This window comes from Desulfurobacterium sp. (genome assembly GCF_027028515.1).
In the GTDB taxonomy this organism is placed as follows: Bacteria; Aquificota; Aquificia; order Desulfurobacteriales; family Desulfurobacteriaceae; genus Desulfurobacterium_A.
Genome location: NZ_JALVIW010000066.1, coordinates 1 through 17375 on the forward strand (window position 1 = coordinate 1; position 17375 = coordinate 17375).

The 17375-nt window shown below is 39.1% G+C and carries 17 protein-coding genes and 1 pseudogene; all 18 read left to right on the forward strand.

Features of this window, described 5'->3' with window-relative positions; all coding sequences use genetic code 11:
* A pseudogene (gene porA / locus MV676_RS06090) lies at positions 1 to 317 on the forward strand (pyruvate ferredoxin oxidoreductase); the annotation flags it as partial.
* 18 nt (positions 318 to 335) lie between these two features.
* The gene (locus MV676_RS06095) at positions 336 to 1322 is read left to right on the forward strand and encodes a thiamine pyrophosphate-dependent enzyme (RefSeq protein WP_297445838.1); all 987 of its coding nucleotides are present in this window, start codon (positions 336 to 338) and stop codon (positions 1320 to 1322) included.
* Positions 1323 to 1333: 11 nt separating this feature from the next.
* Positions 1334 to 1807: a roadblock/LC7 domain-containing protein gene (locus MV676_RS06100; protein WP_022846251.1), complete on the forward strand. Its 474-nt coding sequence runs from the start codon at positions 1334 to 1336 to the stop codon at positions 1805 to 1807.
* Positions 1808 to 1826: 19 nt separating this feature from the next.
* Positions 1827 to 2408 (forward strand): GTPase domain-containing protein, encoded by a 582-nt coding sequence (locus MV676_RS06105; protein WP_022846252.1) that lies wholly within the window; start codon positions 1827 to 1829, stop codon positions 2406 to 2408.
* The gene (gene bioB, locus MV676_RS06110) at positions 2405 to 3340 is read left to right on the forward strand and encodes a biotin synthase BioB (protein WP_297445842.1); all 936 of its coding nucleotides are present in this window, start codon (positions 2405 to 2407) and stop codon (positions 3338 to 3340) included. Before MV676_RS06105 ends, bioB begins: the two co-directional genes overlap by 4 nt.
* A 114-nt stretch (positions 3341 to 3454) precedes the next feature.
* Positions 3455 to 4234 (forward strand): hypothetical protein, encoded by a 780-nt coding sequence (locus tag MV676_RS06115; protein ID WP_297445843.1) that lies wholly within the window; start codon positions 3455 to 3457, stop codon positions 4232 to 4234.
* Positions 4235 to 4353: 119 nt separating this feature from the next.
* Positions 4354 to 5892 (forward strand): protein translocase subunit SecD, encoded by a 1539-nt coding sequence (gene secD / locus MV676_RS06120; protein WP_297445845.1) that lies wholly within the window; start codon positions 4354 to 4356, stop codon positions 5890 to 5892.
* A gap of 13 nt (positions 5893 to 5905) precedes the next feature.
* Complete coding sequence (gene secF / locus MV676_RS06125; RefSeq protein ID WP_297445847.1) at positions 5906 to 6787, forward strand: protein translocase subunit SecF; 882 nt, start codon at positions 5906 to 5908, stop codon at positions 6785 to 6787.
* Positions 6784 to 7845, forward strand: coding sequence for an LptF/LptG family permease (locus MV676_RS06130; RefSeq protein WP_297445849.1), 1062 nt, complete (start codon positions 6784 to 6786; stop codon positions 7843 to 7845). Before secF ends, MV676_RS06130 begins: the two co-directional genes overlap by 4 nt.
* 7 nt (positions 7846 to 7852) lie before the next feature.
* Positions 7853 to 8911 (forward strand): LptF/LptG family permease, encoded by a 1059-nt coding sequence (locus tag MV676_RS06135; protein WP_297445850.1) that lies wholly within the window; start codon positions 7853 to 7855, stop codon positions 8909 to 8911.
* Positions 8911 to 9573: an endonuclease V gene (locus MV676_RS06140; protein ID WP_297445852.1), complete on the forward strand. Its 663-nt coding sequence runs from the start codon at positions 8911 to 8913 to the stop codon at positions 9571 to 9573. Before MV676_RS06135 ends, MV676_RS06140 begins: the two co-directional genes overlap by 1 nt.
* Before the next feature lie 122 nt (positions 9574 to 9695).
* Entirely contained in the window at positions 9696 to 11306 is a 1611-nt protein-coding gene (locus tag MV676_RS06145) for a hypothetical protein (protein ID WP_297445854.1), read from the forward strand.
* 175 nt (positions 11307 to 11481) lie between these two features.
* Complete coding sequence (locus MV676_RS06150) at positions 11482 to 12570, forward strand: 4Fe-4S dicluster domain-containing protein (protein WP_022846261.1); 1089 nt, start codon at positions 11482 to 11484, stop codon at positions 12568 to 12570.
* The gene (locus tag MV676_RS06155) at positions 12524 to 13402 is read left to right on the forward strand and encodes an FAD/NAD(P)-binding protein (RefSeq protein ID WP_297445857.1); all 879 of its coding nucleotides are present in this window, start codon (positions 12524 to 12526) and stop codon (positions 13400 to 13402) included. Before MV676_RS06150 ends, MV676_RS06155 begins: the two co-directional genes overlap by 47 nt.
* 10 nt (positions 13403 to 13412) lie before the next feature.
* Entirely contained in the window at positions 13413 to 14180 is a 768-nt protein-coding gene (locus MV676_RS06160; RefSeq protein ID WP_297445859.1) for an NADH:ubiquinone oxidoreductase, read from the forward strand.
* The gene (locus tag MV676_RS06165) at positions 14177 to 15484 is read left to right on the forward strand and encodes a Ni/Fe hydrogenase subunit alpha (protein WP_297445861.1); all 1308 of its coding nucleotides are present in this window, start codon (positions 14177 to 14179) and stop codon (positions 15482 to 15484) included. The genes MV676_RS06160 and MV676_RS06165 overlap by 4 nt, the downstream gene beginning before the upstream one ends.
* A gap of 95 nt (positions 15485 to 15579) precedes the next feature.
* Positions 15580 to 16002, forward strand: a complete 423-nt coding sequence (locus MV676_RS06170; RefSeq protein ID WP_297445863.1) for a thioredoxin family protein — start codon at positions 15580 to 15582, stop codon at positions 16000 to 16002.
* Positions 15999 to 17369 (forward strand): MBL fold metallo-hydrolase, encoded by a 1371-nt coding sequence (locus tag MV676_RS06175; protein ID WP_297445865.1) that lies wholly within the window; start codon positions 15999 to 16001, stop codon positions 17367 to 17369. Before MV676_RS06170 ends, MV676_RS06175 begins: the two co-directional genes overlap by 4 nt.
* Positions 17370 to 17375: the final 6 nt, after the last annotated feature.

A 17375-nucleotide genomic window follows, 5' to 3' on the forward strand; every position in this document is an offset into this window, starting at 1 on the left:
TAGGAATTATAAAAATCAGAACCTTCAGGCCCTTTCCTTATTATGATCTTGCTGATGCAATTGTAGCTTCAAACGCAAAGGCTATTGGTGTTATGGATAGAGCAGAAACCTTTGGCGGATACAGCGGTCCTCTCTTTGAGGAAGTCTGCACAGCCCTTTACACAAGAAACAGGTTCTATCCTATTGCAGGTCTCATCTACGGACTTGGTGGAAGAGACTGCAACATAAACCATATAGAAGAGGCGTTTGACGTTGTTAAGAGGAAGGCAGCAGGTGAAGAAGTTCCCCCTGTAACCTATCTCAATTTGAGAGTATAATAACTGATGGAGGAAATAATGGCACAAGTATCAGATAAACCGAAGTTTGTTACAAAAGGAGAGATAAAGGTTCCACCTCTTAGAGATTTAACCGATTTAAGGGAAGGTATAGCTCCGGGACACAGGTTATGTACCGGTTGTGTTGCCGGAATAATCCTTAGGCAGATGTTTATGGCTGCAGAGGCTGCTGGCTACACGCTCATAATAGCAAACGCCACCGGTTGTGTTGAAGTTTGCACATCTATCTATCCTCATACTTCATGGAAGGTTCCATGGATTCACAACGCTTTTGAAAACGCAGCCGCTACCATTTCAGGTGTTGAAGCTGCCTACAAGTCACTCAAAAGAAAGGGAATGGTTCCTTCAGATAAGAAGGTTAAGTTTGTTGCTTTAGGTGGTGATGGAGGAACTTACGACATTGGTTTCCAGTCCCTTTCTGGTGCTATGGAGAGAGGACACGATTTTATCTACGTATGCTACGATAATGAAGCTTATATGAACACTGGTATTCAGCGTTCGAGTGCAACACCAAGGCACGCTTCAACAACCACTCAGCCGGCAGGAAAAGTTATGGCGGGTAAACCTCAGCCAAAGAAGTGGATGCCGGAGATAGCTGCAGCTCATAATATTCCATATGTTGCTCAGGCAGCACCTTCACATTTTAACGATTTTATGCGAAAATTTATGAAAGCGTTAAACACTAAGGGGCCGTCTTATCTGAATGTTTTCTGTACCTGCCCGAGAGGTTGGAGGGCAAAAGAGGAGGAGGGAATTTTGATATCAAAGCTCGCTGTAGAAACCAACTATTGGCCTCTTTTTGAAGTTGAAGATGGTAAGTGGAAAATAAATTACAAACCAAAGGAGAGAAAGCCGATAGAGGAGTTCCTCAAGAAGCAGGGAAGGTTTAAACATATGTTTAAGCCGGGAAATGAGTATCTTATAAGAGAGCTTCAGGAAGACGTTGATAAACGGTGGGAAAGGCTTCTTAAACTTGAGCAGTTATAAGGAGAGAAAAAGTGTTAAGCATCAGACCCGAAGAGGATAAAAGGCTCAGAGAGATTCTTACAGCTTTGTGTGAAGAAAGTAGAGCGAAAGTTGTATTTTTGATAGACAAGGCGGGTCAGCTTATAAGCCGGAGTGATGCTCCGGCTTATACTTCAAACGATATTACGTTTGCATCGCTTACCGCTGGTAACGTTGCAGCTTCTGAAGCACTTTCAAAGTTACTTGGTGATAAAACCTTGAATCATGCTTTTACAGAAACAGAAGATGAAGGTATTTATATGTCTCTTCTTGATGGAAAGTTAATTCTTGTAATAATTTTTGAAAAGTTTGCCTCAAACTTAGGTATAATTCGTGTTAAATTGAAAAAATATAGGCCTATTCTTGAGGAAATAATACGTAAAATAGAGAGAAAATCTAAGCAGGAAGAGCAGATAGGTAAAGAGATTAACTTTGAAGACATAGATATTGACGATTTATTTGAATAAAGGAAGGCGGAGACGGTAAATGCCACTAATAAATTTTGCGACCAAAGAGATTAACTGTAAAATTGTTTATTACGGACCGGGATTGAGTGGTAAAACAGCAAATATTAAGTGGATTTATGACCATATAAGACCGGAAAACAAAGGTGAACTGATTACCCTTGCCACGGAGACAGAGAGAACGCTTTTTTTTGATTTTGTTCCGATAGAGGTTGCCACTGTTAAAGGTTTTAAGGTCAGATTTCATCTTTACACGACGCCAGGGCAGATTATTTACAAGATAAGTAGAAAGCTTATTTTAAAAGGTGTTGATGGGATTGTTTTTGTTGCCGATTCTCAGGAAGAGAGACACGATGCTAATCTTGATACACTTGATGATATGCTTAACAATATGAAGGAGCTTGGAATTAAGTTTGAGGAGACGCCACTTGTTTTTCAATATAACAAAAGAGATCTGCCCAACATCTTGCCTGTAGAGGTTTTGAGGAGGGATTTGAATAGGTGGAACTATCCTGACTTTGAAGCTATTGCTATTAGAGGTGTTGGTGTTATAGAGACCTTCAAAGAGATAACGAAGCTTGTCGTTCAAAAATTGAAGAAATGAAATTGACGGTTAGAGATATTTTCAAACTAAAGGCTGAAGAAGTTTTCTCTATCTTCTCTGATGTTTTTAAAATAAAGCTTTCCTTTTCAGGCCGCTTTATTGAGACCTGTGCTATCTTAAATGCAAAGAGTGGAAAGTGTCCTTCTGACTGTAAGTTTTGTGCTCAATCGAAAGAGAGTAAGGCTAACATAAAGACATATCCTCTCCTATCTGAGAAAGAGATGTACGATGCTGCTGTTTCAATGCTTTCAAAAGGTGTTGATAGATTCAGTTTTGTGTGCAGTGGTATAAAGCCTACAAAAGAAGAGATTAAAAGAATAGGAGATGTTGCTGAAAGGATAAAAGCGGACTTTCCATCTGCTAAGTTATGTGCCTCTTTAGGTCAGCTTGATAGAGAGGCACTTATCTATCTAAAGGAAAGTGGAATTGACAGGTACCATCACAACCTTGAAACTTCAAAGGAATTCTACCCTTACGTTTCATCTGTTCAAAAGTGGGAAGATAGATATGGAACGGTAGCAAGGGCTAAGGAGATCGGTTTTTCTGTTTGTAGTGGGGGTATTTTTGGACTCGGGGAATCGTCGGAGGATATTCTTTCTCTATTAAGCTCTTTAAAAGAACTGGAAGTTGATTCTATACCATTAAATTTTCTTTATCCTATAAAAGGCACTAAATTTGAGTATAATAATTTCTTGACACCTCTTAAAGTTTTGCGGATAATTTTCGGTATAAGGATATTTTTCCCTAACACTGTTATTCGTATATGTGGAGGTCGGGAGTACAACCTTGGCGAGCTGCAGTCTTTTGCAGTTGCGGTTGTAGATGGTCTTATGGTAGGGAATTATCTTACTACGAAGGGAAGAGTTTTAAAGGATGACGCTATGCTTATCAGAGATTTAGGACTTGTTAGTGGTCTAAAAAATCTTGCTTGATTGTGATAAAATGAGGATGCATCTCTAAGTTGTGCTATAATTTGCATGTTTAGTAAACAAGTTTATTAGAAGTTTTTGAATATATGTAACTAAAACAGGACAGGGAGTAGAAGAATGAGGATAGGGAGACTTTTGCTAGCCTTCATGATTGGTATGGTGATGGGGGGAAGTGCCTCTCTTGCGGCTGAGTGTGGTGGAAAAGGTTATACGGGCACAGATAGTTCTTATTGTTTAAAGTGTCATAAGCCTTGTGTAACCTCTGTTCTCTGTAAAGGTGAACCTAAGGAGTGTGTTCATGTTCCGTCATCTTTTCCCCTTGCTAACGGTCAGGTTACATGCGTTACCTGCCACGATATGAGTGGAAAAGAGTCAGATATGTTTCTTAGAGGTAACGTTGCAAAGAATCAAGCGCTTTCTTTTTGTTTAAACTGCCACAGTAAGGAGTGTTATGCAAAGTTTAATCCTCACGAAGGTATGTGGCTTTATTCGGGTAAGAAGCTAAGGCAGACGTGTGCTTACTGTCATGGGGAGAATAATACTGCTGACCCGACTAGGGTTTGTGTTGGATGCCACACCAAAAATCCACATCCCGGTGCTCTTGAGCACGTAGGACAAAAGTGTGAAGTTACAAATCTTCCATCAGTTAATGGAAAAATTCATTGTATTACATGTCACAATCCACATCCGACTTCATTTGACAAACACGAAGGTAAGCTTCTATTAGGAGTTGGGGAAGAGGTGGCGAAGGCAGACTTTGAAGCCACACTCAAAACCATTTCATTCAGGAATCTTGAACATGTTGAGTTTAAGAATGATCCCCGTCAGCTTATGAGGATGGAGACGGAAAATGGAAAACTTTGTTTGGATTGCCATAAAGATATTCCGAATAAATGAAAATGTTTTTAGTCTAATAAAAGCCCGCTTTGAAGCGGGCTTTTTCTTTTTTGCTAACAGATTTAACGGAAACCGTGTATAATAAGTCCTTGATTTTAGCTGTACTGTGGGAGTGAGATATGAAAAATTTGAAATGGAGAATACTTCTTATCTTTGCAGTTCTTTTATGTGCCGTTTATGTTAGCTTAACTAAAAAGGTAAATCTTGGACTTGATCTTAAGGGTGGAACATATCTTGTTCTCCAGGTTGATACAGAAAAAGCACTTGAAGATGAAACCTCTTCGTATATGAGGGAAATTAAAACGTTGCTTCAAAAGGAGAATATTCCTGTTCTTGATATTGAAAGGAAAGGTACTTCTATTTCAATTGAATTACTTGATGCTGATAAGGTTTCTCAGGCTGAGAAGTTATTAAGTAAAAATTATGGAAACATATTTGATATTAAAAAAGTAAGTAGTTCTACGATAAGACTGTCAATGAAAAATTCTTATAAACAGAAAGAAGCTGATAGACTTTGTAATCAGGCGCTTGAAACGATAAGAAACAGAATTGATGAGCTTGGCGTTGCTGAGCCAGTTATTGTGAGGAGCGGTAAAGACAGGATAATAGTTGAGCTTCCGGGTGTTAAAAATCCAGAAAGGGCTAAAAGAATACTTGGGCGGGTTGCAAAGCTTGAGTTTAAACAGGTTATTGATGTTGCACCTTCAAAAGAGGAGCTTTTAAAGAAACTTGGCGGAAAGGTTCCGCCTGATGAGCAAATCCTTGTTCAGGAAATTAAGAAAAACGGCAAAGTTGTTAATAGGCTGTATTATCTTGTGAAAAGAGAACCTATCCTGACGGGTGCTTATCTAAAAGACGCCTATCCAAGTGTTGATGAATACAACATGCCGGCTGTAAGTTTTGAACTTAAGAGTCAGGGTGCAAAGATTTTTGAGCAATATACAGCTTCTCACATAGGGACAAGACTTGCTATTGTTCTTGATAATAAGGTTCAATCAGCACCTGTGATTCGTTCTCAGATTGGTGGAAGGGGTCAAATAACAGGACAGTTTACATATCAAGAAGCAAAAGATCTCGCTATTGTTTTAAGGGCAGGTGCACTTCCTGCACCTGTAAAGATTATAGAAGAGACTACCATAGGACCATCTCTCGGTCATGAATCTATTGTAAAGGGAATCAAAGCTGGTGTAGCTGGATTAATTATTGTTATGCTTTTTATGATAGTTTATTATAAGTTTTCTGGTTTTGTAGCCGATGTTGCTCTTATGATGAATGTTATTCTTCTGTGGGCTCTTCTTGCGCTTCTTGGAGCAACGCTTACGCTTCCAGGTATCGCAGGTTATATCCTGACAATAGGTATGTCTGTTGACGCTAACGTTATTATTTTTGAGCGTATAAGAGAAGAACTTAAAAAAGGCCGATTTCTTATATCTGCCGTTGAAGTTGGATTTTCTTCTGCCTGGAGTACAATTCTTGATGCCAATGTAACAACACTTGCTTCTGCGGCAGTTCTTTTCCAGTTTGGAACAGGACCGATTAAAGGTTTTGCCGTAACACTTTCCCTTGGTATTCTCTGCAGCATGTTTACTGCTGTTTTTGTTACAAAAGTTATTCTTGATGTGATAGTTAAATACAAACCTCAGCTTTTTAGCATCTAAGGAGTAAAAGGGCATGGAAAGACAGTTTGATTTTATAGGAAAGAGGTATATAGCTTATGCAATTTCCCTTCTTTTGATTGTAGGAACCTGGGTTTACGGTCTTTATAAAGGGCCTCGTTTTGGTATTGACTTTACCGGTGGTGTTTTGGTTCAGGTAAAAGTTGAAGGAAGTGTGAATGCCGAAAAATTGCGGAAAATTTTCAAGAAAACAGATATAGGAAATGGTATAACAGTTCAGCAGATTCAAACAGGAAATGAGTATATTTTGAAAGTTCCCGCTGCCAATAATGTTAACCGTATTGTTGAAGAAATAAAGACAACGTTGACAGATAAACTTAAAGATAAAGTTCAGATTTTGAAAGTTGAAATGATAGGTCCTGCGGTGGGAAAAGAATTGAAAGAAAAAGGACTGCTGGCGGTTCTTTATTCATTTATCGCCATCCTGATATATGTAGCATGGAGATTTGAACCGGTTTTCGCCGTTACCTCTGTTTTAGCCCTTCTTCATGATGCTCTTATTACTGTAGGTTTTCTTATGGTTACAGGAAGAGAATTTAATCTTTCTGTTGTTGCTGCTATCCTTACGGTTATAGGTTATTCTATCAATGATACGATTGTTGTCTTTGACAGAATAAGGGAAAATATGCAAATATATAAAAACTCAAAGCCTTTTGAAGAACTTGTAAATGATAGCATTAATCAAACCCTTTCAAGAACAATAATAACTTCTCTTACGACATTCTTTGTTGTTCTCTGTCTCTTTTTGTTTGGCGGTAGTACTATAAATAACTTTTCATTCGCACTTCTTGTCGGAATCATAACAGGTACCTATTCATCTATATTTATAGCAAGTTCTCTTGTTGTTGATTGGTACAGGATAAGAAAGAAGAAATGAAAGTTCTGCATAGATATGTTTTAGAAGAGATTGTGCGTCTTTTTTTACTGCTTTTCGTCGTGTTTATTTTGATAGTGATTATGAACCGTGCCTCTTTTATAGCTGAAACGATACTAGGATACGGGATACCTGTTTCTTCTCTCTTTGTTATTCTTTTTAAAATGGTGCCTTCATTTTTGGGCTTTCTGATACCCATGTCTCTAACATTTGCCGTTTTGATAGTTTTCTTCCTTATGAACAGTAGGAACGAAATAATAGCGATGAGAGCTTGCGGCATAAGTGTAGCGGAACTGCTTAGACCAATCTTTTTGATTTCTTTTATTCTTACATTAATCAGTTTTGTCTCTGTTATGTTTGTGATGCCGGCCAGTAACGTGTCTATAAAAAAGCAGATACAGGAACTTGTCAGAAAGAAGCTTTCGTTGAGTATAACACCCGGTAGTTTCACTTCAAATTTTCCCGGTGTAACGTTTTATGCAGAGAAAGTTTTTCCTGAAAGAGGAATTCTTGAAGATTTTATGGTTTCTGTTAATAAAAAAAATGAAAAAATAACAATCTTTGCCAGTTATGGCAGAATAAGGACGGAAAATGGGACGGTATATCTTGATATTAAAGACGGTGTTGGACAGTTTCTTGACTGGAATAGACCTCAAAATTTAAAGCTTCTCCGTTTTAAATCATACACGCTTGTTGTTTACAGGTTTACAGGTGGTGACTCGTTTTCCTCATCAAAGTATTTGAATATGTTTGCTCTGTTAAATAGATGGCGTTTTGATGATAAAGTGGAGTTTTTTAAAAGGCTATCAATAGCTTTAACGCCTCTAATTATGGGACTTTTATCATTTACGATAGCCGCTTCAATACCAAGGGGTTCTATAGGGACGGCTGTTCTTCTTGGGCTGTTTATGATAGTTTCCTATTATGTTTTATATACCGTTGCCAAGAAAGTGGCGATAAAGTCGGGACTTTTCGCTCTGCCTCTTGCCGTTGATTTTATATTCGCTTTTATGTTTTTTGTGTTTCACCGCAGAGTTATTTCGGAAACTTATGTGAAGTAGGTGGTGAATGTTTAAGAAGTTAGATGTTTATGCTTTTAAAAGGCTGTTGAAATACTTTTTGCTTATCTTTTCTGTTCTAATTATTCTTTTTCTTATTATAGATTTTGTAGGCAGAGTAGATCAGGCTGGTGGAGGTCATTTGAAAGATGTTCTTCTTTTAGTTTTGTCGAGACTTCCTATTTATACCGTTAGAATGCTTCCTGTGGCTGTTCTTGTTTCTGTCATGGTTACCGTTGCCGATTTTTCATCAACAAATGAACTTCTTGTAATCAAATCTTTAGGAATAAGTCTTTACAGATTTTCTCTTCCATTTATCATTTTTTCTTTTATAGTTTCAGTCTTTGCTTTTTCTGTTGAGGAGGTGGCCGTTCCTGCCGCTGCAAAAGTGGAAAAGCAGCTTCTGATAAGTTCTGGGAAGAGAAAACCGCTAATTATTGGAGCACAGATATGGAGTAAGCTGGACGATAAGTTTATCTCTATTGAGAAATTAAATTTTGCTGACGGTGAAGGGAAGCATTTCTCTATGATTAAATTGAACTCTGATTTTAAACCCGTAGGTAGGACAGATGCTTTAAGTATTAAATATTTAGGCAACAATGAATGGATGCTTAAAAATGTTTATGTGAGAGATTTTTCAAAAAATTTGTTCCATTACTTTGAAGAATTGAAGGTTAATTTGAAAATTTCACTTAAGGGTCTGAAGGTCTATTCTGCTGATCCGGAAAAGATGGAACTCTTTTCTCTTATCAGGATGATAAGACATCTTAAGGCTCTTGGTTACAACATTACTACCTATGAGGTAGAACTTTACAACAAAATAGCTCTACCTCTTGTTTCCATTGTAGCTACTCTGATAGGCATTCCACTTGGTGCTTTTAATCCCCGGAATCAAAAGGGGTATACGGCGGCTGTTGCCATTGGTATTACAGTTTTAATGTGGATTACAATTTCATTTTTTAACAGTCTTGGCAAAAGTGGTGTTCTACCTCCTCTGTATGCCAGCTTTGCTCCAGAGGCTATATTCTTTTCCCTGGGTCTGATACTCTTTTCAAGGAGCCATACTTGATGTTTGATTTTAAAAGGGCAGCTTACGCACAGAAGATTTTAAGAAGGCAAATAAAGTTATGTCCTTTTAAAAAGCCCGTGAAGTTGGTTGGGGGATGTGATCTTACCTTCCTGAATCCCTTTAAAACGCCAACGACAGGTATAGCTGCTTTTGTTATTTTGAGGTATCCAGAGCTTGAGATTGTGGAAAGAGTGTATGCGATAGGTGAAGTTAATATTCCGTATGTTCCTGGTTTTTTAGCTTTTAGAGAAATACCTCTTCTTTTGAAGACTTTTCGTATGATAAAAGAAAAACCGGATGTTGTTATTGTTGATGGTCACGGTATCGTTCATCCAAGAGGTCTTGGAATTGCTGCCCATCTTGGTGTTGTACTCAGTGTGCCGGCAGTTGGGTGTGCAAAGAAACCTCTCTTTGGTGTGTTTAAATTTCCAGGCGAAAAAAAGGGGGATTTTACTTATATTTATGATAAATACAGTGATAAAAAATTGGGTGTGGTTTTAAGAACGAAGGACAAAGTTAAACCTGTTTATGTTTCACCTGGTAATTTAATTGATATTGAAGGTGCCCGAAATCTTGTTCTTTCATCTATTACTAAATACAGATTACCGGAACCAACTCGTCTTGCTCACAATTTTCTTAAAGAGATCAGGCAAAAATTTTAAGTCGGAACCAATTTAAATTTTATTAATAATCAAAATATTAAACTTATATAACGCCATCTTGTAATTTTAAACTAATGATATAAATTATTCTTATTAGAAAAAGCAGGTTGGAGGAGGATTTTATGGAGAAAAAACGGGAAGGGATTGTTTTAGTTACCGTTTTAGGGGTTATTGCTGTTTTGTCTGTTGCAGGTGGAATTGCAGGTTATGTCATTACTAAAGAAACCAAGGGTACAAGGACGACGAAAGATGCACAGCAGGCATTACTTGCTGCTGAGGCAGGTGCTCAAAGAGCCATATCCCGTATTAAATGGGAAGGGAACTTTTCTGCCTTTTCTGGAAGTTTAGGTAATTCAGGTTACAATGTCTCGGTAGTTTATAATCAGACGACGGGAAAAGGAGAGATTATTGCGACCGGTGCCTTTAACAGTGCCAGCAGGCGTGTTGTTGTGAATTTCTGGACTTCGGGGGCATTTTCTTCGTTTGCTGCAAAAGATAATTTCACGATGGATTATCTTTCAATGGATGAACCTTTCCCCGATATTACCTCTTTCAGGACGGGTGGACAGTTTAAAACTTCTCCAGGTAACAGTCTTGAATTTAACGGGATGGCCTATAACGCCACTTTTATCTCTAAGTCGCCCACGCTTGGGGAAAATGTTACTCTTAAACCTTTTACAGGTGGTGCTTCTGTTCCATTTGTTCCTTCAGTTACAGATACGGTGTTTAATTCGGGAACCTGTGATTATACGGATGTGACGAGAGTGCAGGGAGATAAGGTTTATTTTTCAAATGGAACTTCTTTGACTTTTACAGATATAACCGGAGATGGGACAGTTGTTCTGTGTAATACCAACGGAGGTATAGAGTCTAACGGGATAAGTTATACAGGTGACCCTGTGGTGGTTTACGCTAAAGATGACATAGATATTACAGGTAGCCAAGGTCATAGATTTAGGGGAGGTGAAACAGAAGTTACCTATGTTTCCCTTGATGGTGATATAAAGGTGGATGAACAGATACGTCTTGGTTGTGGTTGCTGGAGGAGAAGTGGCAACAGGACAGCTGGATTGATAGCACTTAATGGTGATGTTGAGTTAAACGCTCCGATAGATATAAGAGGCAAAGGGTACGATTACAATGTTCTTATCTACGCGGGTGGGAACATTACTGGAAGTCCGTCAAATTCTACTTTGAGGAGAGGAGGTCATGGTGGCTGCATGGGTAATGCCCTGATAAATGTGATGGAAAAGAACTGCGGCAGCTGGGGTTCTTCAAATGTAACAAATGGGAATATAATGATAGCTGCTAAAGGCGCTATAGACCTTGGTGATTGGAATGTTCTTTCTCTTTCTCATAAAGGGGGAAGAGGAGGAAGTATATCTGAAAACATTAATCTTCTGCTATGGTCAAATGGTGACATGAATCTTGGTTCTCTTGATCTTGAGGTTTCTTCAAGAGGTGGACACGGAAGGCGCTGGCTTGCGGAGAACGGTAATCTTGTTACGCTCGGTATATTGACGGGTGGTAAGTTAAATGTAGGGGATCTAATACTAAGCGGAGCTGTTGCCGGTATTTCCGAAGAGGAAATTGACAAGTGGATTGCTCTTCTTTCAAACGGAACAGCTGCAACGGATGATCCGGAACTTTACCTTCTTGAGCAGTTTGCAGACCAGCTTCAGAATAATGTTGGAAAATATGATTTAATTATAGGTAATTGGAAGTATTATTGATGGTTGATACAGTTTTTTCATAATGCGGCAACCCTCTGGTTGTCGCATTTTTATTTTGTTTCTTAATAACTCGTGTAATCTTTAATGTTTTCAGTAATATTATTTATCAATTCTTGACATAATATCAAAATTTCCTTATACTAACTGTGTCTCAATTCCCCAACAGGAGGGTATGATGAACTTTCAGCTTGAAAAGGCGAAAATCCTTCCGAAGGAAAACCTTTCACCATTTTTAGAAGGGGTCAGGCAGTTCGGAAGGCTCATTGCGCCGGTAAAAAAGAAAGAGAAGTATGTCTTCTCTGAAATTGATGATGTCTCAAAGGTGGAAACGGACTATGTCAGAACGATTCTGCCACCCAAGAAGTTTATCCTCGGATATTTGAGGGAGCGGTTTGAGTACAGTCCTGAAAAAATGGAATTTGTTGAAAACTTTAAGCCGCAGCCTCAGGTAATTTTCGGGGTGCACTCCTGCGATCTTCACGGTATCGCCATTCTTGATGCGGTATACCTTAAGGGTGAAAATCCTGATCCACGCTATCTTGCGGCAAGAAAAGAGACCATTTTGATAGGTATTTCCTGTGTTCCAGATGATGATTGCTTCTGTATCTCTACCGGAACAGCTTTTCCTGATGGTACCAGCTGGGACCTTTTCTTTACCGATATTGGAGATAGCTACTTTGTTTCCATAGGAAGTGTTAAAGGTGATGAGATTATCCACTCTTTAGATTCTCTGTTTAGGGATATTTCTAAAAAGGAGCTTTCTCTCTATAAAAAGGTTACTGCAGAGAAAAAACACCTGTTTAAGGAAAAAAATATTCCTGATCTTGAAAGAATTACTCAGGTTATTGAGCTTGAGTATGATTCTGAGATCTGGGAAGAAGAGGCAGAGAGGTGTTTTAGCTGCGGTACATGTACAAATACCTGTCCAACCTGTTTCTGTTACACCAGCGTAGATATGCCTTCAATAGATGGAAAGGTGGTTACGCGGATAGAGTTTATAACTTCCTGTCAGTATCCATACTATTCTCTTGTTGCAGGTGGACACAGGTTCCATGAAAACACTAAGGAGCGCTTCAGGAACCGCTACTATCACAAGTTTGTCGGTTATCCTTATCAGATTGAAAGGTTTGGGTGTGTCGGTTGTGGTAGATGTCAGCATGAATGTCCTGCAGGTATAAGAATTGTTGATACACTTAAAAAACTGAGAGGAGCGGGAGATGAAGAAGAGTTTGGAAAAGTTACTAACGATATCCACAGTGCATGATCCTTTTAAACCTCAGAGGGTCAGGATTACAGATATAGAGGATCTTGCACCTGATCATAAGAAGTTTTCCTTTGTGTTTGTTGAAGAGGAACTTAACGAGAAGTGGAGTCACAAGCCAGGTCAGTTTGTTATGTTAACTGTTCCAAAGGCCGGTGAGATTCCGATTTCTATTTGTTCTTCACCTACCAGAAAGGGAACTATAGAACTGACTGTAAGAAAAGTTGGAAGAAAAACGGAAGTTCTTCACAGCATGAAGTGTGGTGACATTTTAGGTTTGAGAGGTCCTTATGGCAATTCTTTCCCTGTTGACCTTATGGAAGGTCACAACGTTCTGATTATTGCCGGTGGTCTTGGTATGGCACCACTTCGTTCCCTTGTCTGGTACATCCTGGACAAGAGGGAGAAGTACAAAGAGGTTTATCTGCTTTACGGAACAAGAAACTATGAAGCGGTTCTTTATAAGGATGAGCTTAGAAGATTAAATGAGAGGGATGATATTAAGTGTCTCTACATACTTGATAGGGTGGAAACGGAAGAGGATAAAGCCTGGACAGAAAGAGAAGGACTTATTACCTCTTTAATTTCAGAGGTTAAACTTGATCCTGCCGATACCTATGTGGCCGTTTGTGGGCCACCTGTGGCCTATAGATTTATTGGAGCCGAACTTATAAAGAATGGCTATCAGGAGAGTAAAGTATTCGTTTCTCTTGAGAGAAAAATGGAATGTGGTGTAGGGAAGTGTGGTCACTGTCAGGTGGGTTACAAGTTTACGTGTGTTGACGGTCCTATCTTTCCACTCTGGGATACGAAAAATCTACCAAAAATGATTTAAGAGGTGCGGTATGGCAAAGCCAAAGATTGGAATAATGTATCTTACAAGCTGTGCTGGATGTCAGTGTGAGATACTTAACTACGAAGAGGCACTCTTAAAGCTTTTAGATCTAACAGAGATTAAGTATTTTCCTATAGGTAGCAGTGCCAATACACTTGATGAAGAGCTTGATGTTCTTTTTGTTGAAGGTTCTGTTTCTTCTTCCCTTGATGAAGAAATGGTCAAAAAGGGGAGGGAAAAGGCGAAAATTCTCGTTGCAATAGGAACATGTGCCTGCTTTGGTGGCATTCAGGCGAACAACAATGATGTACCGCTTGAAGAGTTATTGGAAACTGTTTATGGCACGACGGATATGCCGTTTGAAATTACTCACGCAAGACCTGTTGAAGAAGTTGTAAAGGTTGACTATTCTCTACCGGGATGCCCTGTTGATGGAAAGCAGTTTGTCTATGCGGCTGCATTTCTGCTTAACGGCGTGAAGCCGTTCTTCCCGAAAATGGCAGTCTGTTACGAATGCAAACTTTCAGAAACTGAATGTAGAACACTGCAAGGTCTTTTCTGTCTTGGCCCTATTACAGCAGCAGGCTGTGGAGCGCCATGTACATCAAAAGGGCTTGGTTGTCAGGGTTGCCGTGGTGATCACGATGCACCTAATTACAGGAAGATGGTTGAAGTTCTTTCTGCGAGAGGCCTTAAAGGTAAAGATTTGATTAACTTTATGAAAGTTTTCCGCGGCAACTACCTGAAAGAAAAACTAAAAGATGCAGGGGTTGAATGATGAAGAAAGAGATAAAAGTAGATCACTTAACAAGGGTTGAGGGCCATGGTGCCATAGAGATAATCCTTGAAGGTGATAAGGTAAAAGATGTTAAGGTAAGGATAACTGAAGGACCGAGATTTTATGAATACACCGTAAGAGAGAGACTCTGGACAGACATTCCAAAGGTTGTTTCAAGAATATGCGGTATCTGTTATGTCTCTCACCGTATAGCTTCTGTAAGAGCTATTGAGGATGCTTTTAACGTGACAGTACCGGAGCCAATAGAGCTTTTAAGAAGACTGCTCATCGTTGGCGAATTTTTTGAAAGTCACGCTCTCCACGTTTACTTCCTGGCACTTCCTGACTACATGGGATACGATTCTGCCCTCGCTATGGCAAAAGAGTATCCAAACGTTGTTAAGCGTGCATTTAAGATGAAAAACCTGGGTAATACTATAATGAAAACGATTACAGGTAAGCATTTTCATGGTGAAAACATCATTCCCGGTGGATTTGCTACCTATCCAACGAAAGAAGAGCTGTTGGCTCTAAAAGAGCAGCTTGAAGACGTTATCGTGGATGTAGAAGATACCGTTAAGCTCTTTGATTCCCTTGACTATCCGGAGCTTAATGATCCGCCAATTCTTCAAATGGCAATATCAAAGGATAAGCTTGCCTTCGTTGGTAATGAAATGTACCTCTCAGATGGAACGGTATTTACTAAAAATGAATTTGAAATGTTTGTGACAGAAACTTTTAATGGATATTCTATGGCCAAGCAGTCAACTATAGAGGGAAAACCGTTTCTCGTTGGACCTCTTGCAAGAATTAATCTTCACATTGACTCTCTCAGGCCTAAAACCAAAGAGATTGTGAAAAAAATGAGAATTAAGTTTCCTTCCAATAATAGTTTGCATCAGAATGTTGCGAGGACAATTGAGCTTTTAGAACTTGTTCAAGAAGGAATAGAGCTTATAGATGCAATACTTGCCGATTATCCTTCAGTTTCAAGGGTTGACGTTAAACCCAAAGCGGGAACCGGTTTTGGACTTAAAGAAGCACCGAGGGGTACTCTTTACCACAAATACTCTTTTGATGAAAACGGCAGGTGTACCAATGCCAACATAATTACACCGACGGCACAGCTTCAGGCGAACATGGAGAAAGATTTAAAGTCTCTTGCTGATAGGCTCTCATCAGAGGATGAAGCTACTATTAAAAAATATGCAGAGATGATGATAAGGGCTTATGACCCTTGCATTTCTTGTTCTGTTCACATGTTCGGTGCTAAGTTTGAGACGCTGAAAGTTGTTCGCCTGTAAAGGTTTTCTTTGTTAACTGTTGAGCCCCCTCTTAAAGGGGGCTTTTCTTTTTGAAATGGTAAAATCAAATAGAGACTAAAAGGTGTGGAGGTCTTATGGACACTGCCATTAGGATTTTTTACTATATTGCAAAAGCCTTCTTTTTCGTAGCTTTTCTCTATCTTTCATTTATTATCCTTCTAAGGATTTATTGGGGATTTAAGTCCAGAAGAATGAAGGGGAAACCTCTTCCAGTACTTGACGGAGAGTTTGCCCGTCTGAAAAAAGGAAAAGGACTTGTCTATTTCTACTCGCCTACATGTCAGCCGTGTAAGGCAATGGAACCCATTATAAAAAAGCTTGTTAAAGATGCGAAAGTAAAGGTTGTCAGGATAAATGTCAATGAAAAACCGGAGTTTGCAAGGAAGTTTGGGATTCTTGCTACGCCTTCAGAAATTTTAGTTGAAGATGGCAAAATCGTGAAGGTTATTCTCGGGCCCGCGACTGAAGGAGATATAAGAAAAGGGTTAGAGCTATGAAAATAACGTTCTGTGGAGCAGCACAGGTTGTTACGGGGAGCTGTCATCTTGTAGAGACTGAAAAAACGAAGTTCCTTCTTGACTGTGGCCAGTTCCAGGGTGGTGTAGAGCTTGAAAACCTTAACTATACGTTTCCTTTTAATCCTTCTGACGTTAGTTTTGTGATTCTTTCCCACGGACATCTTGATCACTGCGGTCGTCTTCCGCTGCTTGTTAAAAAAGGTTTTAAAGGAAAGATATATGCGACTTCCGGAACGATAGACATTGCAAGGCTTATACTGATGGATGCTGCTCAGGTTCAGGAAGAGTCGATAGAAACAGTTAATAGAAAGAGATTGAGGGAAGGGTTGCCTCCTGTTGAGCCGCTCTTTGTTCTTGATGACGTTTTTGATGTGTTTGACTTTTTTGAGCCAATTCCTTACGGTGAGTGGGTTGAAACAGGTAATGTCAGATTTAGGTTGAAAGACGCAGGACATATTCTCTGTTCATCTTTTGTAGAGATAGAAATTGAAGGAAAAAGAGTCATCTATTATGGAGATCTTGGAAATAAAGGAAAACCGTTTGTTCCTGATCCTTCTTATCCCGAAAAGGCGGATGTTCTGATTGTTGAGTCAACTTACGGAAACAGGGTTCATAAATCGATTGAAGAGTCTGTTGCTGAACTTAAAGAGGCGATAGTTGACACGTTTAGAAGGGGCGGTGTTGTTCTCATTCCTTCTTTTGCACTTGAACGGGCTCAGGATATTCTCTACTTTTTGAAACTTTTTATAGAGAAAGGCGAAATTCCAAGGTGTAAGGTTTTCCTTGATAGCCCTCTTGCCATTTCTATTACGAGAACTTTTAAACGTCATAGAGAGTGTTTTGATAAAGATACACTTAAACTTTTTAGGAAAGGAGATCCGCTAAATTTTTCTGGTTTAACGTTTACGCGAACCGTTGAGGAATCTATGAAGATAAATAACGTTAAGTCAAATGCCATCATAATTGCCGGTAATGGCATGTGCACTGCCGGCAGAATTCTTCACCATTTGAGACACCATCTCTGGGACAGAAACAGCTCCATAATATTTATTGGTTATCAGGCGGAAGGGACAACGGGAAGGGAAATTGTTGAAGGAAAGAAAAAGGTAAAGATTTTCAACGAGTACATAAAGGTAAATGCAAAAGTTTACACTATTAACGGTTTTTCTTCTCACGCCGATAAACCGCAGCTTATTGATTGGATAAAAAAGGGTGTAAAAAAAGATACCCAAATTGTTCTTGTTCACGGTGAAAAAGAAGTGATGAAAGACTACAGTGAGGCTATATTAAAAGATACAGGGATAAAGCCGGTTATTCCGGAACTTTATGAAACTGTAACCTTCTAAAGGAAG